Source organism: Paenibacillus sp. FSL H8-0104 (assembly GCF_038050215.1).
Classification (GTDB): Bacteria; Bacillota; Bacilli; order Paenibacillales; family Paenibacillaceae; genus Paenibacillus; species Paenibacillus amylolyticus.
Map to the genome: position 1 here is coordinate 1,124,425 of NZ_JBBOTC010000001.1, position 25,235 is coordinate 1,149,659.

The window sequence follows — 25,235 nt, forward strand, 5'->3', positions numbered from 1 at the left end:
GCTTATAACAACGTATAGATGACAATATATAACGGATAACGGATAACAGATAACGGATACCATCATTTAATTCGGACCTCACCATGATTTTGAACCAATACCAGGTCATATGCAAAAGTAGAACAAGAATCACAGGCAGCAGGTTCAGCCTGAATCGATTATAAGGAGCGTTAGAGGGCTATGTCAGTAGAGGTGCAGACGGAATATCTGAAGATGCAAAATGAGAAGGAATCCAATGCAAGATCGTACCCGAGACATTTCCCACTTGTCATTAACAAGGCCCATGGGGTGAAGATTACCGATACGGAAGGCCGCGTATTCTACGACTGCCTGGCTGGGGCAGGAACATTGGCGCTGGGGCATAACCATGACACGGTGGTCAACGCCATTCGCGATGTTCTGGATCAGCAGATTCCTCTTCATACACTGGATCTGGCAACACCGCTGAAGCTTTCATATATGCAAGAACTATTCTCCATTCTTCCGGCAGAGATGCGAGACAAAGCCAAGATCCAGTTCTGTGGTCCAACGGGGGCCGATGCAGTTGAAGCAGCCATTAAGCTGGTCAAACATGCAACAGGTGGCAAGTCTATTCTTGCCTTTCAGGGAGGTTATCACGGTTCGACCCAAGCGACAATGTCGATGAGTGGCAACCTGAGCAAGAAACAACATCTGCAAAGCCTGCTGCCCGATGTTCATTTCCTGCCTTTTCCTTATGAATACCGTTGCCCATTTGGTGTTGGTGAAGGCATGACGGCCCGGTTAAGCGCACAGTATATCGAGAACTTGCTCGATGATTGCGAGAGCGGTATTGCGGCACCGTGTGGGGTCATTGTGGAGACGGTGCAGGGTGAAGGTGGAGCCATTCCGGCAGATATCGAATGGCTGAGGGAGCTGCGGCGAATCACAGCAGAGCGAAGCATTCCACTCATCATCGACGAAGTGCAGACAGGCATTGGACGGACAGGCCGGATGTTTTCATTTGAACATGCCGGGATTGTACCCGATGTAATTGTCTGCTCCAAAGCAGTTGGCGGAAGTTTGCCGATGTCTGTTGTCATCTACCAAGAAGAACTGGACCAATGGCAGCCTGGTGCACACACAGGCACGTTCCGTGGCAATCAACTCGCCATGGCAGCGGGACTTGCTACACTTCGTTATATTCGGGAACAGGATGTTTTACACAACGTACATCTGCGCAGTGAGCAGTTCATGAATCAACTGAATGCATTGAAAGAACGCTATGCAGAGATCGGTGACGTGCGGGGCAGAGGGTTGATGATTGGCGTTGAGGTGGTTGATCCAACAGGACGCAAGGATCGTCTGGGACATTATCTGCCTAATGGTATGCTGGCTGAGTCTATTCAGCGTGAATGTTTCAAGAATGGATTAATTGTGGAACTGGGCGGGCGTCATTCAGCTGTTGTTCGTTTTCTGCCGCCGCTGAATATTACGGAGCAAGAATCGGGCGCAATCCTTGTGATCTTTGAGAAATCGGTAGCTGAAGCGATTGCCTTAGCAACAGCCGCATGCTGAAGCTTTCCCTGATGAAGAGGCATGCAGTATTATTCGCGATTCTGATCGGTGCCTTTTCGCTGGTACTGACCAACAGTGCATTTAACCTGCTGCTGCCTTATTTTGTGCAATATTATCAGATCTCTACGACAGCAGGCGGATGGATCATTGCCTTGTACATGCTGGCTATGACGTTAACAATGCCGCTGGCTTCCCTGATTGTGGACCGACTGGGGCGTAAGCAGACGTATATGTTGGGCATCAGCATCTATGGACTGTTCTCGGTGGCAGGTGCGTTGTTTTATCACTCTATTGAGGTACTGTTGCTGGTTCGTTTCATGCATGGCGTTGCCGCGGGGCTGATGATTCCGTTATCACTTGTGCTGCTTTTTGATGTCTACGGACCGGAGGTAAGGGGACGAATTACAGGAGCGTGGGGCTTGCTTCTTATGTTGGCTCCGGCTGCCGGTCCAACACTGGGGGGCTTCATCATTCAGTATGGACGGCTTGAAATGTTGTTCTGGCTTAATGTGCCACTGGCTATATTCTCGTTGATTGGCTGCGGTCGAGTCATTCAGACCTATATCCCTGCCCGCAGGAAAAAATGGCATCCAACCAGTGTCATGCTGCTGATCTGCGCGGTAGGTGCCCTTAGTCTGGGGTTACAGTTGTATGCGAGTCCTGTCGTGGCGGTATGGGTACCTTGGTTACTGATTGCGCTAGGTGTATTGCTGCTCATTCGTTTTGTTCAGACAGAGAACGGTCGCAAGGAACCACTGATCCGGTACCAGTTGCTACGGCGTAATGCCGTCTTTCCGCTGACTGTACTGATCTCGACGATTCAGGATTGTGTCATGTTTGGTGTAATCTTTGCATTACCACTATTGTTCCAGGACGTCTTCCACCTGTCGCCGGCCCTGTCAGGTGCATTGTTCATTCCCTTGTCAATCTGTACAAGTCTGTTTATGTGGATTGGCGGCAGCTTGCTGGATCGCGGTCGGTCCATACATTTTATCGCATGGGGGACGTTGCTGGTGTCGATATCGATCTTGTCGTTTGCGGTTCTGCCCATGGGAGCATCGATCTGGATCATCGGGATGCTCATGGCGTGCCGGGGAATTGGCGTTGGTCTGTCAGGCATGAGTATTTCGGCTATTGGTCTGCAAGCGTTACCGGATGAAGACATGCACGAAGGGTCGGTGTTATCAACCACGATTGAGCGTCTGGCTTCTTCGTTTGCGGTGATGGGCATGACCCTGTATTACGATATGCGTTGGCAATGGCTTGCCGGGGCAGGAACGTCCATGGAGATGGCAAAATGGGGAGCGCTAAAAGAGATCTGTATCGGACTTGGCTGCGCCATACTGCTTACACTTCCCCTGGTCTTACTTATAACCCGAAAGAAGGTTGGCATCATTGTTCGAGATGGAAAACAAGCTCCGGTCTGAGGCTGAGCAGCAGGCCCACGAACATTCGTGCAAGCTGCTGTTGAACTGTTACATCCGTGAGCTTGCGCTAGAAAAGGAAAGCGATATTCGGATTAATCCAAATACGCTGACGTACACTGTTGCTTTTCAAGCCAGTAGGGTGAAGGTGACAGGACACTTGTCTTATTACTCTGCCATGGGGGAGCATGAATACCTCAGCATGGAATCTGGCGGGGAAGCGGTGCATTATGGCGACCTGGTTCGCTGGATCACATCTGAGCTAAGCGGAAATGGGGAACAGGGAGCGAGTTCGGATCAACATGAAATGAAGAAAAGTGTGATGGAAATGAAGCGTTCACTTGAGCTGGAGAATGTACATCCATTGGGTGAGAATACGAATCGCGTAGAGCTGGCGTATGCCAGAGATTTTGCACAAAAGGTAGATAACAGTGTGGGCAACCTTACGTTGTATATCGAACAAGCAGCCGGTCTCGACATCCACGATTATCGCACATCGGAACAGTCACTGTTGTATGGTCATCCGTTCCATCCGTTTCCGAAGAACTCCAAAGGCTTCAGCGAGCAGGATGTACAGAAGTACAGTCCGGAGCTGCGAACATCGTTTCAACTCTGTTATATCGCCGTGAGGCAGGATGTCTACGTGCAGGAATGGGTGGATAACGAGGCGGTAATGGATTTGCAAGACCTCCTGCGGAGCCATGTGGGACCTATTTTAAAAGAAAAGAGTGAAATGTATGGGCTGCTGCCTGTCCATCCATGGCAATACGCATACATATCACGTTTGACCGAGATACAGTCCTATTTTCGAGATGAAAAATTAATCCTACTCGGTAGTGCGGGGCCTACCGTCTATCCAACCTCTTCGGTCCGTACAGTTTATGTTCCCGAATGGAACTGCAATATCAAGCTGTCACTGAACATGCAGATCACGAACATGATTCGCACCAACAGTGCTGAGCAGATGCGCAGAACACTGGATGCCTCCAGATACGTCAGGCAGCATGACTGCTTCGGTGCTGAACCGAACACGCATATTGCGTATGAGACAGGCATAGCGACTTGTGCTTTTGAAGATGAAGAGTTAACCAGTCTGTTTACGATAGCTTATCGACCCATTGAGTTTGATGTTGAGAACACGTATGTCTTATCCAGTCTGGTTGAAGCACCGCTTCCTGGGATGAGTTCGCGACTAATGACGATGCTGGGTGGTGGACGTGACATTGCCGAGCGTTGGCTGAATCGATATCTCAAATGTTCTCTGTTGCCGATTGTACGGGCGGCGGGAGAGAAAGGCATTCATTTTGAAGCACATTTGCAGAATACCCTTGTGACCTTAAAGGATGGGTTGCCTGTTGAGTTTATCGTCCGCGATCTGGAAGGGGTCAGTGTGGATGAGGAACTTATCCGTGAGCAGGATCGTGCTACGTCCGATTTATTATTTTATTCGCGAGAGAAAGCCTGGGCGCGGACATCGTACTATTTTATCGTCAATCATCTGGGGTCTTTGATTCATGCGATGGCGCGAGATGTGAACGTCCCGGAGGAGCATTTCTGGAAACAGGTACGTGAGGTACTTGTGGAGGAGCTGGAACGAACGGGCAATGCATATGTACGACATCTGCTGACAACGGATGCATTTCTGGCCAAACAAAACTTGGTGAGTTGTGTAAGAGGGATCAGCCAGACCCCGGCCTACGTGCCGGTGAGCAATGTAATGAAACGAATGGGGAGTGAAGTGCGTGGGAGTCGTGAGATACAGGGCTGAAGCAGGCGGCAAGACAGAAGCAGTCTACGTGGCTGTACAGGAACGGATCATGCGGCAGACGCTGGAGGCGATGTGGTTCGAAGGCATTCTGGACAGTCATGTAAGTGGGAGCGAATGGCGAACCAGCGGCCTCACATCTTCCGGCGATTCTGTGGCGTACACGTGTGAAGCTGAACGGAAGTTTTCATTTGGCCGGGTGAAGGTGAAGAAGGGTTCGATCCAAAGAGAAGGCGTATCCTGCACCGATCTGGATCTGTTTTTGGAGGAAATCGTACTGAACGCGTTGAAGGGGGCAAATGTCACGGCTTTTATCCAGGAACTACTCGAAACGATGGCAAAGGACAGTCAGTGCCAAGCTATATTGCCCTTGAACATTCCGAATGAAGATCGGCATTATGATGCGCTTGAAAGTCACATGACCGACGGTCATCTGTACCACCCGAGTTATAAGTCGAGGTTGGGATTTTCTTTGAAAGACAATCTGGCCTATGGCCCTGAATTTAACTCGGAGGTTTCATTAGTCTGGGTTGCTGTGAAAAAAGATTTGGCTCAGACCGCTGTATCCGTAGGGTATAGCTCTGAAGAATTGGTAGGGCAACATCTGACCGCAGAGGATATGCAGCGATTTCAACAGATCCTGCAACAACAAGTTCGAACGGACATGGGCGAGAACGCCAACGCATATGTGGCGAGTGTAGATCAGCTTGGGAGCAGTGCCGAAGTTGGTGAGAGCGTTGGAGAGACAATCCAAGCGAAGCTTCATGGGGGAGTTCGTGAAAAAGGCGAAACAGTCCGTAGCTCGGGTAGGGAAGACGGCAAGGTTGGCATAGGAATAGGTTCTGACATTGGTGATCGATATGTATTCATTCCGGTTCATCCGTGGCAGTGGGAGCATCAGTTGGAGTCGGTATATACCCGTCAACGGATGGATGGGGACATCGTATATCTCGGTCCATCGTCTTCGCCCTATCGTGCACAGCAGTCGATCCGTTCACTGTCGAATCGGGTGAATCCGGAAGCCCCATACATCAAGCTGGCTCTCAGCATCACCAACACGTCGAGCACACGTATTCTGGCACAGCATACGACCCAGAACGCGCCGCTGATCAGCGACTGGCTGGATACACTTGTACGTGAAGATGAGCTGTTGCAGCGGGCACAGTTTGGCATTTTGAAAGAAATCATGGGACTGTCGTTCCATTATGAGCAGTTGCCTGCAACCCAGTATGGACGGGCCTACGGAACACTCGGTGCCATCTGGCGGGAGAATGTATCGGTTCATCTGAAGGAAGGCGAGACCGCATGGCCGCTGAATGCGCTGATGTTGGTGCAGCCGGATGGTGTTCCATTTATTCAGGATGCTGTAGAACGACATGGTGTGGAAAAGTGGAGTGAGGCCCTTGTTCGCACAGTTACCCTGCCGATTATTCATTTGCTCTATGCACATGGGATTGCGCTGGAATCGCATGCTCAGAATATCATTTTGGTACTGGAAGATGATCTGCCGACACGAATCCTTATCAAGGATCTGCATGATGGTGTTCGCTATGTACCAGATCAATTGTTGCACCCGGAACGGGCACCGAAGCTGAACCCGGAGCCAGAAACCCACCGCAAGTTCAATCGATACTCCTTCATTTATGCTGGAGATGTGTCGGAAGTCCGTGACTATACGTATGATGCATTCTTTTTTATCTGCATGACGGATATTGCGTTGGCTTTGGAGAAGTTTGGGTTGTCCGAGGAAGCGTTCTGGCAGCTGTGCGCAGGTGTGATTGTGGATTATCAGAAGCAGCACCCGGAATACGCAGAGCGGTTCATTGCATTTGACCTTTTTGCCGAAGATGCACTGATCGAAGAGATGACCAAGCGTCGTCTGTATGGGGATGGGGAGTTATATTTCCGTAAGGCGATCAATCCGCTTAAGCTTTCGAAGGATGCACTGGAATCAAAGGGAACGCTCGAATTAAAGGGAATCGTTGAATGAGAGTTAACACGCTGAAGGAAAAGATTGCACGCAAACAGCCAGTGTATGGCCTTTTTGTATCCATCCCGCATCCGGTCATCATTGAGATGATCGGACATGCGGAATATGATTTTGTCATTATTGATCTGGAACATGCCGCAACATCGATGGAATCGGTAGAAGATTTGGTTCGTGCGGCGGAACTGGTGGGCCTAACCCCGTTGGTTCGAATTTCGAAGGTGGAGCGAGTGGAGATTCTGAAAGTGCTGGACTGTGGCGCACAAGGTATCGTCATTCCACATGTCGAGCAACTGGAGCAGGTGGAGGAAGCGGTTCGTCACGCCTACTATCATCCGGTTGGCATGCGGAGCTTGAATAGTGGTCGTCCCGGTGTATTCGGAAAATATCCGCTCACGGGATATATTGGGAAAGCGAACGAACAAGTGATGGTTGTACCCATGATCGAAAGTGTGGAGGGTGTTCGGCAGAGTACACAGATTCTGTCTCACCCTCAGGTGAGTTTTGTATTGGAAGGGGCGGCGGATCTGTCGCAATCCCTCGGCGTGCCATGGCAGACAGAGCACCCGGATGTGAGACGTGCACTGGATGAATTGCATGCTACTGCCCAGCAGTGCGAAGTACCTTATGCAACGGTCACCAGAGGTGTGGAGGATATGTCGCTCTGGGCTGAGCGGGGAGTACATATATATGTGCTTGGTGATGATCGGAATACGGCGTTTCGGGCATATGCCCAAAAACGGAATGACTACAGGAATGCGGGTGGGCAGATATGAAACCTAGTGTATGGCAGGCGATCGATGAACTTCAACGAGGGATGGAAGACCCGGTATGTGCGTATATCTATGATCTGGCGGGCATTCAGGAACAGGTACGTCAGATGTTGGGCAGTATGCCCGGAAACACACAGTTGTTCTACGCTATCAAGGCGAATCCTGATCCGCGGATCATTGAGGCGCTGCTTCCATTTGTGAAGGGTTTTGAAGTGGCTTCAATTGGAGAGCTGCTGAAGGTTAGAGCGGTAAGTCGCGAGGTTCAAATTCTGTTTGGAGGTCCGGGTAAAAAGGAGAGCGAACTGAGGCTAGCCATTGAGCATGGCGTGAGCTACATCCATGTAGAGAGTTTGCTGGAGTTGCGCCGCATCATTGCGATTGCGAAAGAGAGAGCGATGGATCAAGAGCATGATCAGGTGCAGGGGAGCAGGCAGAAGCAAGAGTGGGAACTGAAGCCGGAGCAGAGATATGCGGAAGAGTATGGCGAGGAACTAATTAAAGAGCAGAAGCAAAAACAGGATCAAGGACAGAAGCAGGAACATGAGCCGAAACACAAACTACAACAGGAGCAAGCGCAGGAGGTGCGCATACTGCTCCGAATCAATCTGCGGAGCAGTACGTTACCCCGGACGAAGATTGTCATGGGCGGTGGGCCGAGTCCTTTTGGAATCGATGAAGAGGCAGTGGAAGAAGCCATTGAACTTATTCGTGTGGAAGGCGCGGGTGTGGTTCGATTATGTGGATTCCATTTTCATTCCTTGTCCAACAATATGGACGCCAGGCTGCACGCCGAGATGATCGAGATGTATTTGCAAAAGGTGGGGCAGTGGCAGCAACAGTATGATCTTCCTGTGGAAGTGGTGAATGCAGGAGGCGGATTCGGCGTGACGTATGATGGCAGTCCAGGATTTGACTGGCCATTATTCACTTCCCTGCTGGAGCAAAGTGAAGCCAGACAGCGCCTTGCTTCACGCGGAGGTCAGCTGTATTTTGAATCGGGTCGACTGCTGGTGGCAGACCACGGGTATTACGCAGCAGAAGTTACGGATATCAAAACCTCTCATGATCAGTATTTTGCCGTGTTAAGGGGAGGTACGCATCACAATCGTCTGCCTGCTTCATGGGGGCATAACCATCCGTTTCAGATTATGGAGACGGACCGTTGGAAGCATTCATTTGCCCGTCCAGAGGTAAGAGATCGTCGAGTCCATATCGTAGGTGAGCTATGCACACCCAAGGATCGCATGCATTCCGATGCGGAGGTAGCACTGCTACGCGTGGGAGATATTGTTTTGTTTGAGAAGTCTGGGGCTTATTGCTGGACTATCTCGCATTATGATTTTCTGGGGCATCCGCACCCGGCATTCCATTATCTAACGGAGGACAATAATCATGTCAACACTGATGAAGCGTTCCAGTCTGCAAGCCGCTGAACGCCGGATTATGGCGGATCTGATGAATTCATTTTTGTCGGAGCAATTACTTCCACTGGAGAATCACCCATTCATTGATTTTACCGCAGCACCTGCACCGTTCCGTCGATTGTACAAGGGATATGACAGCGAAGAGCATAATCAGAATGTAGCTTCTCGCTATAGATTGCACACCCAAGGTGTACTGTGTCTGGTTGAAACAGGAGTAAGACAGGGGACTCAGTGGGTTCAGGGTTCACCGATCTACGAGGAGAAAACTGATGGAAGCTGGGTTCTCCTTGATACTCCGGCAGAAGTTGGACGTGCGGTGTTACAGAGGGCTTTGTCGGATAAGGCCTATGCGCAGCCTGGGGTGGCGGAATTCCTGGTTAGTCTGGACATTGCTGTGGAGCAGTATGCTTTGGGCTGGGAACAAGTCCAGTATCTGTCCGCTAACGTCCCGGCTTCTGCGTATGAATGGTTTATCAAGGGGGAGCGCGTTGCGGCATTGCGGGATCGTCCATTTCACCCATCGTCCAAAGCCAAGGTGGGATTCAATGTAGAAGATGTAACACGGTATGCAGCAGAATTCGGGAAGGAGATTTCGCTGCGCTGGGTGGCTATACGTTTGGATGCCGTGCAACAAGGGTGTGAAGATGGATTGTCCATTTTGGATATGTTAGACGATGTTCAGCGCGGAGTGGTGGAAGCAGAGTTTGCCCGTAAAGGAATCACGTTGGACGAATATCTACCGATGCCTGTTCACCCGTGGCAATTGAAACATGTGATTCTGCCCCGCTTTACTGGAGAGATCGAAGAGGGTAGCATTGTCGTATTGGACATAGAAGTGGGCGACGTACAGGCCACATCCTCTCTGCGCTCGATGGCTCCATCAACCGAATCCACCCTAATGCTCAAGCTACCGGTTAGTGTACTGTCTCTGGGAGCTGCTCGTTATCTTCCGATAGTCAAACTTCTGAATGGTCTTGCTGGAGAACGCATGTTAAGGCAGGCCGTTGCTTGTGACGAGACGTTGAAGGACAAGGTGTATATGTGTGAAGAGCAGAACTGGTGGGGCTTCATGCCGGAATCCATGGGACTGTTCGATGATCATCCCCGCCATCTGGCTGCACAGATTCGTGTGTATCCCTCTGAGTTATTGGGTGAAGATTACAAAGTAATCCCAATGGCCGCACTGGGTGTGAATCTGGAAGGACATCATCTATTAACGGAAATTCTGGGGGAAAACCTGAGTAGCACGAATGTTCTCGACTTTTATACCAGTATAGCTACGACGTTCTATGATATCGTGATGCGCCTGTTCAAGGTGGGTGTTGTACCTGAGATTCATGGTCAGAACTGCTGTCTGGTGTTACGGGATAATCAGGTAGAGGGTCTTTTGTTCCGCGATCATGATTCCGTGCGTCTGCATCAGCCTTATCTGGACAAACATGGCATTGCAGGCCCCGCCTATCATATTAGGCCTGGCTACTCGAACAGCTTGTATAACGAGACGATCCAGAAGCTGATTTTCTATGTGCAGTCTTTGGGGACGCAGGTGAATCTGGCTGCGATCATGGAGGCACTTAGCGAGGTGTATCACATCCCGCAAACGAAGTTATGGGAGATCACGGAGCAGGCTTGGAAGGAAGCGCTGCAACAAGTGCAGCTTCCCGAATCCGACCGGGCCGCGCTCGCTCATGCGATATTCGAGAGCAAGGAGTGGCCCGTGAAGTTAGTTGTCCGTCCGCTGCTTGAAGCAGACGGAGTGCCTGGCGCGATGCCATCGGGCAAAGGCATAGGGTGGAACCCTTTTTACAAGGGATAGAATGCAGAAGGTGGCCCGCTTGATGGGTTGCCTTTTTGGATTTTATGGTAATGAAGGTTCGAATCGCGGGGGTAAATAAATGTTCATAATTATTGAAGGTGAATCTGATGAAATCCAAGTACAGAAATCGGACTGATGTTATAAATGAATAAGTGAACAAGTGTTACTGGCTCACCTTGTTATGATGGCAATGTGTTTTTTACTTATATTTACTAATTAGTTGTTTTCGGTTGATTAAAATTAACTATTTGTTGATTTAACAGACTTACTATTTCCTTTGAATTATTACTCATTCCGTCGTCATTCTGATTCTTATTGGAGTTGGAGAGGAACCGCGAATAGTTTTCTGTACTTGTTGCTTCTCCTTCAGCATGTTTTGTTTCACTCAATAGAACCTTTGAGCCGTCTGAATTAACAAGATACTGTCTAGTATAAGCACCTTCCCTTGCTGTAACCAGCTGACCTTTTTTTTCTACTGATTTGTCCTTCTTTTCTTCGTCTTCTTTCTTTTCGACTGTTTGTACGAGAAGCGTTGATTTAAACAACTCTTTGTTGTTTGTTAGATTGTTGCGTTGGTTAATGTGATAAATGCTAGGACTAGAATTGTTAATACGCATGACTTCACATCCTCTTCGAATGGAATTTTTTTGAAAAAATTGAAACGTGTCATTTTATATCGGCATCTTTTGTTGAGAAATGAATACAAATTGCGATTTGGACAAAAAAAGGGACGCTCGCAGCTTTTCCTTTAACGATTTTAATGAATTTGATATCGTCATTCCCTGAGATACCTTATAAGTATCTTCGCGGTTCACCATTCTGGGCTTATATTGTCAACTTGACGGGTTGCCTTTTTGGTTTGTTGTCATCGAAAGTTACTATGCTTGGAGGGAATAAAACGTTCATCATTATGGCTAAAAAATCTTATGAAAAGGAGTTATAGGAAAGAGACTGATGGTATAATCGGGATATGTGTTATAGTCTTACTTGTGTATTACCGAAAAGGTTTTCGGAGAAAGCGACATTTACTGTTGTAACCGCAATCATAATTTACTTCAAGAAAGTGAGAAACTAACATGAATCAGAAGAGACTATTTAATGATGGATGGCAATTTGCGAAAAGTAAGCTGGATGTTACGGAACCTGCGGGTCTGGTATATAAACCTGTGGAACTTCCCCATGATTGGCTGATATATAATACGCTTGAACTGTATGAAGACAGCATTGGATGGTACCGCAAGACGTTCCATTATACGAAGGATGAGCAGCAGCTTTTGCTTTGTTTTGATGGCGTATACATGGACTCTTCGGTGTATGTGAACGGGCAGCTGGTTGGGGAGTGGAAGTATGGCTATTCTGCTTTTGAACATGAGATCACGAATGCACTGGTGGAAGGCGACAATGAGATTGTGGTCAAAGTAGTACATCAGAGCCCGAACAGCAGATGGTATTCCGGGGCTGGAATCTATCGCCATGTGTGGCTGAAGACGAGAGAACGCAACCATATTGTTACGGATGGGATCTATGTATCTATTAATCAGCATCCGAATGGCTGGCAGGTGGAAGTAGATACGGAACTGAACCTGGAACAGAATCAGAACGCAGAGTTGGTGCATACGATCCGGAATGAAGGTCAGGTGGTGGCATCGACGAAGACGAATGTTACGGCTTCGCTGGGTGAGAATGCGGTCGTATTGGCAGATAGCCAACAGATCATTGTGGAGAGTCCAAACCTGTGGAGCCCGGATGCACCGCATCTGTATGAACTGGTGACTGAGTTGCGATTGATCTCGGAAGATCGGACAGTTGAATCGGTATCACAGCGCATTGGATTCCGGGATATCAAACTTGATGCCAATGAAGGGTTCCACCTGAACGGGGTCAAGATGAAGCTGAACGGCGTGTGTGAACATCACGATCTTGGGGCGCTGGGAGCTGCGTTTAACCTGACGGCATTGCGTAGAAGATTTGTTTTGCTCAAAGAAATGGGCGTTAACGCCATCCGTACCGCGCATAATATGCCTGCCAAAGAGTTCATGGAACTCGCGGATGAGATGGGTATGCTGGTTGTGTCTGAAGCCTTTGATATGTGGGAACGTGCCAAAACGCCATACGATTATGCGAGATTTTTCCCGGAGTGGGTGCATACGGATGTGAAGAGTTGGGTGAAGCGCGACCGTAACCATGCCAGTCTGATCATGTGGAGTATCGGGAACGAAATTTATGATACCCATGCGGATGAGCGTGGACAGGAAGTAACTCGGATGCTGATGGATTATGTGCTGGAATTTGATCCGAAAGGTAATGCTGGCGTGACGATTGGTTCGAACTATATGCCTTGGGAAAATGCACAAAAATGTGCGGACATCGTGAAGCTGGCAGGTTACAACTACGCGGAAAAATATTACGACAAACATCATGAAGAGCATCCGGACTGGATCATCTATGGTAGTGAGACGTCTTCGGTGGTGCAGAGTCGTGGCATCTATCACTTCCCGTTCGAACAGCCGATTCTGGCAGATGATGACGAGCAGTGCTCGGCTTTGGGTAACAGTACGACCAGCTGGGGTGCGAAGTCGGCAGAATACTGCATTTTGGCAGAGCGGGATACGCCGTATTCACTGGGTCAGTTCCTGTGGACCGGATTCGATTATATCGGAGAACCGACACCGTATCATACGAAGAATTCGTATTTTGGACAGTTGGACACAGCAACGTTCCCAAAAGACTCTTATTATATCTACCAAGCGGCTTGGACGGATTATAAGAAAAGTCCGATGGTTCACCTGTTCCCGTATTGGGATTTCAGCCCGGGTCAGATCATTGATGTACGCGTGTGCAGCAACGCGCCGAAGATTGAGCTGCAACTCAACGGCAAGACGATTGGCACGTACGATATCGATCATACCAATGGAACACAGCTGTCTGGCTGGTGGAAAGTGCCGTACGAAGAGGGCGAGCTGAAAGCGATCGCTTACGATGAGAACGGCCAGATCATTGCAACCGATGTGCAAAGATCCTATACGGATGCGAAGAAGATTCGTCTGCAAGCGGATCGGGCGCAGTTGCAAGCCAGTGGAACGGACCTTATTTTTGTAGAAATTGATGTGGAAGATGAAGCTGGTAATCCGGTTCACAATGCGAACAACCGCGTACAAGTTAAGGTAACTGGTGCAGGACGATTGCTGGGTCTGGATAATGGGGACAGCACGGACTATGATCCATACAAAGGATTAAGTAGAAGACTGTTCAGCGGCAAGCTGATGGCCATCATCGGAGCGACAAATGAACCTGGAACGGTGCGGATTGAAGTTTCTTCCGAAGGTTTGGAAGGAGCTGTGGCTGAATTTGAATCTCTAGTTGTGACGGCTGAACTTAATGATGAGAAACAAGTACAATCTGTCTTCATGAACAATGAAGAACGTCCGGTGCTTACCGGGAATGCTCAGGAGATTCCTTTGCGGAAAATTGAGATCATCAGTACTGCAGGACAGTTGCTCGATCCGTCCAACCCGGAGCTTACTGTAACCGCCAAGCTGTATCCAGAGAACACCTCCTATCGAGATATCGAGTGGGCTGTTGTGAACGATGCAGGAATTGAATCCAACATTGCCAAGGTGGAAGCTGTTCAAGCGGAAACGGGCGACAACGGTGAGCATCAACATGCGGTGAAGGTATCTGCTATAGGTGACGGGGAGTTCCGGCTTCGCGCAACCAGTACCAATGGTACGGATAAAACGAAACTCATCTCCCAGTTGGAATTCAAGGCGGACGGTCTCGGCACAGCCTACAAAGATCCATACGGCTTCATCACGGGCGGACTGTACGATTACACCAAAGGTGAGGTTGGTAACGGTAACGAACGTGGGGTAGCGACAAGTCGCGACGGAGAGACGCATGTAGGCTTCCGTAATATTGACTTCGGACCGTACGGCTCCGATACCATAACGATTCCTATTTTCACGCTATCCACTGAGGAGTACTTCATTCAGATCTGGGAAGGTATGCCGGATGAAGAAGGAAGTACAATGATCGCAGATGTGGTTTATGACAAAGAGTCCATTTGGAATGTGTACCAGGAAGAGACATACCAATTGTCCAAACGCCTTAGCGGGATCACGTCGATCTGTTTTGTGCTGAAGCAGAAGATTCATATTAAAGGTTTCTCTTTCGAGCGCCAGAGTCGGGCCTTTGAACAGAACGCGGCTGCATCCTGTGACCATCTTTATGGAGATACGTTCAAAATTGAGGGCGACAGAGTAGAAGGTATCGGGAACAATGTGTCGCTAGAGTTTGAAAATATGGACTTTACGGCAGAAGGCACATCCAAGCTCGTGATCTACGGTCATTCACCAATTGATAAAAATACGATTCATATTCGCTTTGCAGGTGCGGACGGACAGAGCAACCAGCTGGTTGAGTTCACACAGTCGGGTGGATATGAGGAGCGGGTGTTTGAGCTTGAGCAAGTGACAGGTGTGCAGAAAGTAAGCTTTATTTTCCTGCCAGGCAGTCAGTTTGACTTTGGCTGGTTCCGATTCGAGAAATAAATGTGATCGAAATATAAAACCCCTTCAAGCAGGCATCGGTTCATGGGAACGTGGATCTGAATCGCTTGCGTGAAGGGTTTTTCTTGTATGTAGGTGTGAGAGAAAACATCAATGAAACTGCTCTGCTTCAACTGAGAGATCTAAGTGATGACCTATTCTGCTATAAATGTACAACTTAATATCCGTGTCTTGTAATGCAAGCAGGTTGATCGTTTTAACACTATTTCTGCTGATAGATGTTTCCATAGGTTCACTTCCTTCATCTACATACATCTTCACATATACCGTTTGGTTGCTGTTGTTTCCAACTGATATGTTGGCATGTGTCCCATTCGAAGCAACCATTGTGAAGCTGCCGTTGTATGCGGAACGACCTTCATGTTGAGTTGGGGCAATGAGCAGAACAGAAGTAGATGTTGGGACGGAGCGCTCCATTTCATGGGCTAGTCCGGTTGATTGCCACTCATTTGTTGAAGTTAGAGCCGCTGTACTTGCTGAATGGGTGGATAGTAGTACAGATAGAGCCAGTGCTACACCGAGCATTGTTTTTAAGGTCATTAAATTAACCCCCTACTGAATGATAAATCACTAAAATTTTCGTTCCTTTTTATACATTTCTATGATTCTAAACGTTTGGGACAACGAGGGAGTTACAGATAAATGACAAATTAAGCATAATCATGAAACAAAGGATAGTCTTGAACCGTTTCATAGATGAGGTGATGGAATGAGAAAAAGTATGCTTATCCTATCGTTGGCTTTAATGCTGTTAACTGCCTGTCAGGCAAATGAACCAACAACGAATCCTTCCGGAATTACGCAAGCTTTTCCAGAAATTATTGAGCCCCATAATCCAGAGCAAGCGGAGCAAAGCGGGGATGTGGTTGTGCTTCATGGAGGCATACGGAACGAAGATAAGTGGAACACATTTATGAAGAATGTGGAGAAAAAACAGCAGGACCAGGTTCGTGTAACGATGTATACCATTGAAGGTGGGCCCATTATCCAGGAATTGATCTATGATGGTACAGCTATTCAATCGACTTACGATAACTCAAGGGATGCCTACGGCTCCAAACAGGGAATGAAGACTGACACCTGCAAAGGGATCGTGACAATGAAGAGTGAGCAGGGACATATTTTTTACGTGTTAACCGGGTGTGAGAAGGAAGAGAACCCCTTTTGGATGCCTAAGTTGTAAATGAGATGTATCCACATGCAAATTCTTAATAAAAACTGTGAAGCCGAGGCTGGCTATGCAGGTTTTTGTTGCTATTTGAAAGGTGAAAAATCGAAATTTTATCTGTACAAAGCATTGACTGTCCACCACCCTGAATCTCATAACCCAAGTGCACTTCATGATCTGTATAGGTTAGGTTGCATTACGCAGTGAGATGGTAAGCTCATCTACGGTTTTGGTTTGAAGTGGGATGTTAGAATCGGGAAGTGCGGATTCTTCTTTATTAGTTACAGAAAAATAAAGCACAAGTTGAAGTATCAATATGATAAGAGCAATAATGATAAAGATGATGATATTCCTTTTGTTCAATGTGCATCTTCCTTTCAGCGAATAGATTTTTTAATGAAGTGAATTTAAAAGTTAATAACCAATTATATCATATTTTGGGTGGTTATATAAATGAAGAGGCTTTGGGTGTTATGTATTTTGATACTTTTAGTGACAGGGTGTGGTCAGAACAATAGAGAGAAAGCCATTGATTATCTAACGCAAAATCAAAGAAATGATGCATCACTCATTGTATTTACCGACCGACCTTCGGAACGACCATTTATTGTTGAGTTACAGACGCAATTAAATGAAGTGAATAACGAGAATTTGAGGGCAGAAGGCCCAATAACTAACGTAACCTTTTATAATGTCCGTGATGAAAATAAGTTTAATTATGAGAAGATTTTTGGTCTGAAATCATATCCGTACATGATCCTATTCGAGAAAGGCCAGATTACATTGGAGACGCAGGAACCGGAAGAGATCGTTCAGCATTTTAAGAAGAGGTAAGAGTCTACTGAAAAGAAGTTTGATCCCAATGGATCGGCTAAGTTAAACATAAAATGTGATCTGTGAGGTCCTACTGGGGAGACAATGAAGCCATGCTGGCAAGACAAAGGACAACTATAGCAGGACTCTTGTCTTTTTTATTGGGCTTCCCTCATAGTTATTCGCACACTCTCCGAATGTGCTAAGGACATAGTATAGGGCATATATACTGTGTGCCTTGGCCTAAGGAGATGACCATTTTGAAGTATCTGAACAAGAGGACAGCCACCCTCAACAAATTAAGGCCCAGTCGTTCTACGTCGAAATGCAGAAACAAACACTTGGGAAAGCGAAAGAAATGCCATATTATCCGTAGATCTTATCGGAGAAAGCGCTGCTCACTGAAGCGTCCATTAAGATCCCAGAAAATGGCCCGTGACAAAAAAGTCATTGCATTACCGAGAGGGGGAGGCAGCAACCCGGTATGTTGTGAGCCCGGCCCCCTGCTTGCTCCGTTGAGACAACATGAATTGGAGACTGTGAATCCCCCTGGAACGCAAGGTGTGGCAGGTGCCCAAGGCCCCGCAGGCCCTCACGGCGCGCCGGGTCAACAAGGGGTTCCCGGAGCGCAGGGTCCCGCAGGCCCTCACGGCGGGCCGGGTCAATTGGGGCTCCCCGGAGCACAGGGTCCCGCAGGCCCTCACGGCGGGCCGGGTCAACAAGGGGTTCCCGGAGCGCAAGGCCCCGCAGGCCCTCACGGCGGGCCAGGTCAACAAGGGGTTCCCGGAGCGCAGGGTCCCGCAGGCCCTCACGGCGGGCCGGGTCAATCGGGAGTTCCTGGAGCGCAGGGCCCCGCTGGCCCTCAGGGTGAGCCAGGTCAACCCGGAGTTCCCGGGGCGCAAGGTCCGGCTGGTCCTCAAGGTGAACCGGGTCAACCGGGGGTTCCCGGAGCGCAAGGTCCAGCTGGCCCTCAGGGTGAGCCAGGTCAGTCGGGAACTCCCGGAGTCCAAGGACCAACGGGTCCCCCAGGTGAGCAAGGTCCGCCGGGCACCGTACCCGGAATTGAAATCATTCCTACGGCAAACCGTTACTTCTATTTTCCGGATACCGATCTGGATTTGTCGGCCTCGGTTATAATTCCTGCCACAGAATTCACGAATGACGATGGCGACAGCATAACCGAATTTGCCGGGGTTGGACTTACTAGTTTCAACAATCTTTATATAAACGGGATTGTACAACCAGGAAACTCATACAGTGTAAGTGCGGAGAGGTTGTTTTTTTCGTCACAAAACGGTGTGATCTTTGCAGGGACACCTATCACTATCGAGATAATTATAATAACAGCCAATATCATAAATGGTTAAAATTGGTTGTAGTTGCTGGTTCCTTTGCCTTCACTACTCCCAAACCTACCACATATACTATGTTAGGTAGGAGGTGAGAAACATGCCACTTGTGACACCATTTCAGAACAGTTTAAGATTTGCTGCAACCATAGGTGATGGAACCGGCACTGGGGTAACGTTTGCGATTGCTGCGACTGCCTTTACAAACGACGCTGGTGTAGCTGCAACCGCATTTCCAGGCACCTACAACTACTACAATCTTTATATTAACGGCCTTATGCAAACAGCAGATACCTCCTCGGCTACGACGACTACAATTACAATTCCCGGTGGAGATGCATTAAATGATGGGACTCCAATTGTCGTACAATTTGTAGTGTCTTAAAGAAGATTTAATCCTACTGTATTGTTATCTTGTGCGACTTCTATCTGTGATAGAAGTCTTTCTTTTTGTACAAGATACCCAGTCGACTCAACGGCATTCATCCATGCATTAATGTGCAAAAATAGTTACCCAAGGATGTTGCCCAACTACCGGATAACCTCTGAGGAAATGATCCTTCCGTTTGATTCCAATCCTCCTTCTCACTTGTTAAAATTTAGGTACATAAACTACGGTCAGGTTGGCGGTGATAAGGAAATGCAGCGAATCGAGGTACATCCCGATCTATTGGAGGAAAAGGCCCGGTTGGTCCAACAGAAGAAACAGGAACTAGAGCGAATGGTCCGGGAACTGGAGAAATCCATATATATGTTGCAATCCGATTGGTCGGGTGTGACAGGAGAGCGTTTCTTCTGGGATTTTATGCAGGTAAAAGAAGTGTTCCCGACTACACTCGGGCTGTTGGACGAAATCCAGAAAGAGTTTACGTTTATCGCGAAGAACTTCAAAACAACGGACGGCTCAGGCGAGGTTGCGCTGTACATTCCAGAGGAACTAAAGCGAAATTTCGCTGTAGGGCTGCTTGATAAATCAGTAGGAGAAACAATAACGGGAATGGGTCAGACGGCAGAAGCTTTCTTCGAGAACCCATTCAGTACATTAAGCAGTGTGGCATATGCCATGACAGTGGGCAAAGTTGTAGACGTTGGGCGTGGTATTCAGTTTGCATGGGATACCGCTTGGGGCACGGGAACGGCGCGGTCTGACATAGAGCAATTTGTGGAAGAGCAGAAGAAGCAGATTGATGAGAGTGGAGCAGGGTATTACGGTGGAGCGATGACTGGGCAGGCTTTGGCGTATGTTTTGTTTGGCAAAGCTTTACGTTCGAAGGACGACATTGGGTCGGGCGGAGGAAAGCCGGAGTCGGAGAAGGGGAAAGGCGGGACAGGTAATAGAGATATGACAGAGCCTCCCCTACCCTCGGGAAGCAAACCAACGGGAAATTATGGAGTAGGTGATTCTCATGGGATAAAGAAACAAAATGAAACTGCTGACTTCTTAGCTGAACAAGGTTATGAAATCAAAATGTTAGACGAAATAAATGGCGGAAATGGCTATGGAATCAAGGCAACTTCTAATCCTGACTTTTTAATTCACGGTAAGGTTTTTGACTGTTACTCGCCTAAGGAAGATGCAAACGTAGATAATATTCTTCGAAACATAGCAACGAAAACTAAAACGCAAGCGGAAAGAATCGTTGTTAACCTAGATGAATTTCCCACTGAAAAAGTTAGTGAACTTAGTCAAGGAATTATCAGAAAAGCAAATCCAACCGGAGATTTGAAAAATCTGAAAGAGATTTTATTCGTTAAGGATGGTAACATAACACGGGTGTTTGGGGAGGATTAATAGATGGACTATGAAATATTTTTACAAAGTAAGCTCGATCGTAATTCTTTGGGGAAACTGATCGAGCAATATGTCACTGAATCGGTTGTTGAGAAAGCTTCATTCCAAAGTAATGCAGAGGAAATAGTAATTGGCAGTAGATTTTTTACGTTGCATCTTGAAATTGAGGATATTTCTGATATCACTTTTGTTCGACAGCATTATAACTTAGATGTGAATGTATGCATTAGAACTCAATTGTTTGGCAGTACTTTTTCTGAAGGTATAGAGCATATTTTCAGCATTATTAGTAAGCTAATAAAACATACTGAGGGAAATCTTTTATTCCTAGAAGATGGTTCTACTCAACTACTTAGAATGGAGAATGGTCTGTTGGTGGTTAATAATCGGTTGGATGAATATCAAACTAAATACCTAACTCCAAGCCTTCTTCTTTTACTTGACCGTCCTTATATTGAAAAGGAATTATCAAGTTAAAAAAAGCAGCAGGTAATGAAATAATGATACTACTCAAAGGCACTTCTACCAGGCAAACGTAGAGGTGCTTCTTACTATTAAAAACTTAGGAGAACAAATTGCTATGATATCAATGAAACGATTTGTAATGATTGGATGCTGCATTGGCCTAGCATTATTGCTTGTTCTAACCTATAGCTTTTATAAAGAAAAAAGAATGTATGAACAGTATCTAACGATGAATGTACGACAAGATATGGTTGATACGAAAAGTGCGATTATAGATAATGATATTTTATTCGACCAAATACTTAAGAATGAGAAAATAACAAACGAGATGGTGGAGGATGGAGAACAAGCCAGCCAGCTCTATTACAACTTTACAAATATGACGCAGATTATAGATAAGTATAACTTGATGAATCTAAATTTCAGTGAAGAAGCTAACTGGCTGGTAAAACCCGCATCTTTTTTCACAAACAATCTAGGTCAAGATGATGTAATGCCACCTACACTTTACCGCATGCGAAAGACGTTCGAGAGACTGGACTTAACCAGTTATCCTGTAACAGCTGAACTTAAAGCCAGGATCGAGGAGTATCGGCAGTTAAATCATCGATGGCTCAACATTGTTGGGGATTTTGAATCCAAGGAAACTAACGAGAAGGATTGGCCCCAAATCTTGAATGATTTGGAGCTAGAGACCCGAAATTATTTTCAAGAGATTAATGTGGATTTTGTTGGTGATGACGTTTGGAGAGACGCATTAAATCCAAGGTACCAATGATAATTATGAGTGTGATTGATGTCTAATAAAGCTAAGAGGTTCTTTGGTATGAAAGGAGATGAGGAGCATAGCCATCCTAGAAATAATTAATGAATTAGCAGTGATTCTTTTACTCATTGGTACCTTCTTTTACTTTCTAGAGTTACGTAAAATCAAAAGGCAAAGGAAACTAACGGTTATAGAATACATCATGTACGTCACGATTCAAGTTGGGTACTTACTTTGGGCAGGAAGCCGATTGATCATGTTAATTTCATAATAGCTCTATTAAAAGTGGAGTACTCCCGCCGTTCAGAGGCAATAGAGAGTGCTCCTTTCTCTTATATTCGAACAACTAATGAAAATATCCCCATACTGGACGATAATAGATTAGATAACATTCTACCTATTCCAAATCATTAGCTGAATCCCTTACATATCCACAACCATCCTAACTCTCGTGAGGTACATTCATGAAACAAGGCATATATGAACAGCTTATCAACACCATCACCAGACAGCAGTGTTGGCGCAGATCCGAACGTGTAATGAGATTATTGCTACCCTGAAAGGCACACTGGGGGAAGAAGAGTACAACGAATTGCAACTGGATGAGCAGGGGGAAGTGTTGACTCATGTGTATTCCAAACTGAACAGCATTCGTGCGGTCCGGGATACCAAAATTGTTCGTCCAGATACGCCGATCTCCCAAAGCTCTTTGTTCACAGGTGCCAAGTCCGAGCCGAGTATGTTATTGGAGTTGCAAAAGGAGATCGTGACCACCGACCGGATCGACTGGTTGGTGTCATTTATCAAATTCAGCGGGCTTCGCCTACTTCGGGAACAGCTTCAGCAATTTACAGCAGGCGGCGGGAAGCTGCGTATCATCACAACTACATACATGGAAGTAACAGACCTGAAGGCCATTACTGAACTCAGCAAATTACCTAACACAGAGATCCAGATTTCGTATGATACCAAAGTGACTCGGCTACACGCCAAAACGTACATTTTCCACCGTGATACTGGCTTCACAACAGCCTATGTCGGCTCCTCTAACCTATCCAACCCAGCGCTGACCAGTGGTATGGAGTGGAACCTCAAGGTGACGGAGAAGGATTCACTCGATGTGCTGCGCAAGATTGAAGCGACCTTCGAGAGTTACTGGAATGACCGTGAATTTACGCGATATGTGGCTGAGGATGAATGGCATGAGGCACAGTTGAAGGCGGCTCTGAATCGTAAAAAAGATCAGTCCAACCACTTCCACCTCGACATTCAGCCTTACGATTATCAAAAATAAGTGCTGGAACAGCTTCACGCCGAGCGTACGCTGTATGGACGAACCCGCAACCTGATCGTCGCCGCCACAGGTGTTGGCAAAACGGTCATTTCTGCCTTCGACTACAAGCGATTCCGGGCAAGTCATGCGGGAGCAAAGTTGCTTTTTATCGCCCATCGGGAAGAAATCTTAAAGCAAAGCCGGGACACGTTCCGGTATATCCTGAAGGATATGAACTTTGGCGAGCTGCATGTCGGGAATCACCGAGCGGAGGCGCTGGACCATCTGTTTGTTAGCATTCAGAGTCTTAACTCTATGAAGCTGACGGAGATCACCAGCCCAGACTATTACGATTACATCATTGTGGATGAATTCCATCATGCGGCTGCACCTTCATACCAGAAGCTGTTGTCCCATTACGAACCGAAGATTTTGCTGGGACTCACCGCGACGCCTGAACGGATGGATGGCAAAGACATTACCGCCTACTTCCATCATACGATTGCCGCCGAGATCCGCCTAATCGATGCAATTGACCGGAAGCTACTGAGTCCTTTTCAATATTTTGGCGTCACCGATAATGTGTCGATCTGTCCCAGGTGAAGTGGTCGCGTAAAGGCTACGACCTGAACGAACTGGAAAAGCTCTATACTCATAACAAAATCCGTGCCAATCAGATCATCCAAAGTCTGAACAAATACGTAACCGATCTGGACGATGTGAAGGGACTTGGGTTCTGCGTTGGGGTGGATCATGCGCTGTATATGGCAAAAATATTTAACGAAGTCGGCATTCCATCCATAGCCCTGCATGGCGGGTCGAGCGAACAGGAACGTCATTCTGCGAAAGGACAGCTGGTGAACGGGGAACTGCGCATGATCTTTGTCGTTGATCTGTACAATGAGTGCGTGGATATCCCTGAGGTGAACACCATCCTGTTCCTACGTCCTACTGAAAGTCTGACCGTATTCCTGCAACAGCTTGGCCGTGGACTACGGATGGCGGAGGGCAAAAAAGTGCCTGACTGTACTCGACTTCATCGGGCAAGCACATCAGGAGTACAGGTTCCAGGATAAATTCCGCGCCCTGATCGGCGCCACCAAACATTCCATCTCGTACTACGTCGAGAACGGCTTTTCGAACCTGCCACGCGGCACGTTCATTCAATTGGAAAAGCAAGCAAAGGAATACATCATGCGCAATTTGAAACAGATGAGTCGTAATCGCAGAGCGTTGATCCAGAAGCTGCAAACGTTCCAGCAAGACACCGGACTGCCGCTGACCTTGGCTCATTTTGTAGAGCATCACGGGATTGCACTTGTTGAATTGTATGGTGGACGTACGGGGAAAAGGTATTTCCGCGGCATGTTGGCCGAAGCTGGACTAACTGAACCAATCGAGGGAGAGCAGGAAGAGTATATCCGCAGACTACCGTCTGTGCTGACGATTAATTCTCGAAGCTGGCTCACGTTCCTGATCGACTTTATTGAAAAAAACAAAGAACCGATTACAGCCGATGAACAGCGTATGCTCACTATGTTCTATTACACCTTCCATCGGGCTGCGCCCGAGAAATTAGGGTTGATCAGCATCGAAGAGGGAGTGCAGCGTGTGCTGTCTTGTGAGGTATTTCGAGCAGAGCTTGTGGATATTTTCAAATATAATTTGGCTCATCTGCGATTTGTGGATAAAAGTAATTCGTTCCCGTACACTTGTCCACTGGATATCCACTGTATGTACTCCATCGGCCAAGTGCTTGCCGCCTTCGGTTATTGGAATGCTCAGCAATCCCCCGCCTTCCGTGAAGGCGTGAAGTATTTTGCCGATGAACAGACCGATATCTTCTTCATTACACTGAACAAATCGGACAAAGATTTCTCACCATCCACATTGTATGAGGATTATGCGATTAACGAGCGTTTGTTCCACTGGCAGACACAGAGCCGAGTGTCAGAGCATACGGCTACGGCGCAACGGTACATTCATCACCGCGAGACAGGCCACCGAATCGTGCTGTACGTGCGGGAGTATAAGGAGGAGCATAACTATACGTCTCCATTTGTGTTCCTGGGCGAAGCGGATTATGTGAGTCATGAGGGGAATAAACCAATGAGCTTTGTATGGCGGTTAAGGGAAGAGATGCCCGCGAAGATGGTGGCGGTGGCGAATAAGTGTATTGTTTGAATTAGCACTATAAAGAAATCGGACATCTTTAAGCTGTTTTTTTTGTTCTAATCATATTCAACCATGCTTAAGCCGCTTGGAAATAATACCTATAAATCTTAATTTTGTACCTTAAGAACCATAAGTGTGGTA

17 protein-coding genes and 1 pseudogene are annotated in these 25,235 nt (G+C 47.3%); 16 read left to right on the forward strand and 2 right to left on the reverse strand.

The window, feature by feature from the left end; genetic code table 11:
* The first annotated feature begins 180 nt into the window (after window positions 1-180).
* The 7 genes from NST38_RS05025 to NST38_RS05055 are packed head-to-tail and all read left to right on the forward strand — an operon-like array spanning window position 181 to window position 10,725.
* The gene (locus NST38_RS05025) at window positions 181-1,536 is read left to right on the forward strand and encodes a diaminobutyrate--2-oxoglutarate transaminase (RefSeq protein ID WP_076253440.1); all 1,356 of its coding nucleotides are present in this window, start codon (window positions 181-183) and stop codon (window positions 1,534-1,536) included.
* Entirely contained in the window at window positions 1,530-2,963 is a 1,434-nt protein-coding gene (locus tag NST38_RS05030; protein ID WP_076253439.1) for an MFS transporter, read from the forward strand. The genes NST38_RS05025 and NST38_RS05030 overlap by 7 nt, the downstream gene beginning before the upstream one ends.
* Window positions 2,941-4,728 carry an IucA/IucC family protein gene (locus NST38_RS05035; protein WP_253505849.1) on the forward strand — a complete coding sequence of 596 codons (1,788 nt, stop codon included), beginning with the start codon at window positions 2,941-2,943 and terminating at the stop codon, window positions 4,726-4,728. Before NST38_RS05030 ends, NST38_RS05035 begins: the two co-directional genes overlap by 23 nt.
* A complete protein-coding gene (locus NST38_RS05040) occupies window positions 4,703-6,715 on the forward strand; it encodes an IucA/IucC family protein (protein ID WP_076253437.1) in 2,013 nt (670 codons plus the stop codon). Before NST38_RS05035 ends, NST38_RS05040 begins: the two co-directional genes overlap by 26 nt.
* Window positions 6,712-7,488: an HpcH/HpaI aldolase family protein gene (locus tag NST38_RS05045; RefSeq protein ID WP_076253436.1), complete on the forward strand. Its 777-nt coding sequence runs from the start codon at window positions 6,712-6,714 to the stop codon at window positions 7,486-7,488. Before NST38_RS05040 ends, NST38_RS05045 begins: the two co-directional genes overlap by 4 nt.
* Window positions 7,485-8,918: a type III PLP-dependent enzyme gene (locus tag NST38_RS05050; protein WP_076253435.1), complete on the forward strand. Its 1,434-nt coding sequence runs from the start codon at window positions 7,485-7,487 to the stop codon at window positions 8,916-8,918. Before NST38_RS05045 ends, NST38_RS05050 begins: the two co-directional genes overlap by 4 nt.
* A complete protein-coding gene (locus NST38_RS05055; RefSeq protein ID WP_076253434.1) occupies window positions 8,878-10,725 on the forward strand; it encodes an IucA/IucC family protein in 1,848 nt (615 codons plus the stop codon). Before NST38_RS05050 ends, NST38_RS05055 begins: the two co-directional genes overlap by 41 nt.
* Window positions 10,726-10,937: 212 nt before the next feature.
* On the opposite strand, the gene NST38_RS05060 is transcribed toward NST38_RS05055, so the two are convergent.
* Complete coding sequence (locus tag NST38_RS05060) at window positions 10,938-11,342, reverse strand: hypothetical protein (protein WP_076253433.1); 405 nt, start codon at window positions 11,340-11,342, stop codon at window positions 10,938-10,940.
* Window positions 11,343-11,801: 459 nt separating this feature from the next.
* On the opposite strand from NST38_RS05060, the gene NST38_RS05065 reads away from it, so the two are divergent.
* The gene (locus tag NST38_RS05065) at window positions 11,802-15,275 is read left to right on the forward strand and encodes a glycoside hydrolase family 2 (RefSeq protein WP_076253432.1); all 3,474 of its coding nucleotides are present in this window, start codon (window positions 11,802-11,804) and stop codon (window positions 15,273-15,275) included.
* Between the two features lie 108 nt (window positions 15,276-15,383).
* On the opposite strand, the gene NST38_RS05070 is transcribed toward NST38_RS05065, so the two are convergent.
* Entirely contained in the window at window positions 15,384-15,833 is a 450-nt protein-coding gene (locus NST38_RS05070; RefSeq protein WP_076253431.1) for a hypothetical protein, read from the reverse strand.
* 169 nt (window positions 15,834-16,002) lie between these two features.
* Between NST38_RS05070 and NST38_RS05075 the strand changes: the two genes are divergently transcribed.
* The 8 genes and pseudogenes from NST38_RS05075 to NST38_RS05110 form a co-directional block, all read left to right on the forward strand.
* On the forward strand, window positions 16,003-16,476 hold the full coding sequence (locus NST38_RS05075) for a DUF4362 domain-containing protein (protein WP_076253430.1): 474 nt from the start codon (window positions 16,003-16,005) through the stop codon (window positions 16,474-16,476).
* A 438-nt stretch (window positions 16,477-16,914) separates the two neighbouring features.
* Window positions 16,915-17,295, forward strand: coding sequence for a hypothetical protein (locus NST38_RS05080; RefSeq protein WP_076253429.1), 381 nt, complete (start codon window positions 16,915-16,917; stop codon window positions 17,293-17,295).
* Between the two features lie 407 nt (window positions 17,296-17,702).
* Window positions 17,703-18,641 (forward strand): DUF4183 domain-containing protein, encoded by a 939-nt coding sequence (locus tag NST38_RS05085; RefSeq protein ID WP_341343823.1) that lies wholly within the window; start codon window positions 17,703-17,705, stop codon window positions 18,639-18,641.
* Between the two features lie 82 nt (window positions 18,642-18,723).
* On the forward strand, window positions 18,724-19,008 hold the full coding sequence (locus NST38_RS05090; protein WP_100526530.1) for a DUF4183 domain-containing protein: 285 nt from the start codon (window positions 18,724-18,726) through the stop codon (window positions 19,006-19,008).
* Between the two features lie 204 nt (window positions 19,009-19,212).
* A complete protein-coding gene (locus tag NST38_RS05095; RefSeq protein WP_341343824.1) occupies window positions 19,213-20,415 on the forward strand; it encodes a CdiA C-terminal domain-containing protein in 1,203 nt (400 codons plus the stop codon).
* Window positions 20,416-20,418: 3 nt separating this feature from the next.
* A complete protein-coding gene (locus tag NST38_RS05100) occupies window positions 20,419-20,892 on the forward strand; it encodes a hypothetical protein (RefSeq protein ID WP_047841772.1) in 474 nt (157 codons plus the stop codon).
* Between the two features lie 103 nt (window positions 20,893-20,995).
* Window positions 20,996-21,658: a hypothetical protein gene (locus tag NST38_RS05105; protein WP_341343825.1), complete on the forward strand. Its 663-nt coding sequence runs from the start codon at window positions 20,996-20,998 to the stop codon at window positions 21,656-21,658.
* A gap of 493 nt (window positions 21,659-22,151) precedes the next feature.
* A pseudogene (locus NST38_RS05110) lies at window positions 22,152-25,103 on the forward strand (DUF3427 domain-containing protein); the annotation flags it as partial.
* Between the last annotated feature and the right edge of the window lie 132 nt (window positions 25,104-25,235).

Coding starts and splice junctions, on each gene's coding strand:
- NST38_RS05025 (WP_076253440.1), top strand. CDS start 181: ATGTCAGTAGAGGTGCAGACGGAATATCTGAAGATGCAAAATGAGAAG.
- NST38_RS05030 (WP_076253439.1), top strand. CDS start 1,530: ATGCTGAAGCTTTCCCTGATGAAGAGGCATGCAGTATTATTCGCGATT.
- NST38_RS05035 (WP_253505849.1), top strand. CDS start 2,941: ATGGAAAACAAGCTCCGGTCTGAGGCTGAGCAGCAGGCCCACGAACAT.
- NST38_RS05045 (WP_076253436.1), top strand. CDS start 6,712: ATGAGAGTTAACACGCTGAAGGAAAAGATTGCACGCAAACAGCCAGTG.
- NST38_RS05050 (WP_076253435.1), top strand. CDS start 7,485: ATGAAACCTAGTGTATGGCAGGCGATCGATGAACTTCAACGAGGGATG.
- NST38_RS05055 (WP_076253434.1), top strand. CDS start 8,878: ATGTCAACACTGATGAAGCGTTCCAGTCTGCAAGCCGCTGAACGCCGG.
- NST38_RS05060 (WP_076253433.1), bottom strand. CDS start 11,342: ATGCGTATTAACAATTCTAGTCCTAGCATTTATCACATTAACCAACGC.
- NST38_RS05065 (WP_076253432.1), top strand. CDS start 11,802: ATGAATCAGAAGAGACTATTTAATGATGGATGGCAATTTGCGAAAAGT.
- NST38_RS05070 (WP_076253431.1), bottom strand. CDS start 15,833: ATGACCTTAAAAACAATGCTCGGTGTAGCACTGGCTCTATCTGTACTA.
- NST38_RS05075 (WP_076253430.1), top strand. CDS start 16,003: ATGAGAAAAAGTATGCTTATCCTATCGTTGGCTTTAATGCTGTTAACT.
- NST38_RS05080 (WP_076253429.1), top strand. CDS start 16,915: ATGAAGAGGCTTTGGGTGTTATGTATTTTGATACTTTTAGTGACAGGG.
- NST38_RS05085 (WP_341343823.1), top strand. CDS start 17,703: ATGGCCCGTGACAAAAAAGTCATTGCATTACCGAGAGGGGGAGGCAGC.
- NST38_RS05090 (WP_100526530.1), top strand. CDS start 18,724: ATGCCACTTGTGACACCATTTCAGAACAGTTTAAGATTTGCTGCAACC.
- NST38_RS05100 (WP_047841772.1), top strand. CDS start 20,419: ATGGACTATGAAATATTTTTACAAAGTAAGCTCGATCGTAATTCTTTG.
- NST38_RS05105 (WP_341343825.1), top strand. CDS start 20,996: ATGATATCAATGAAACGATTTGTAATGATTGGATGCTGCATTGGCCTA.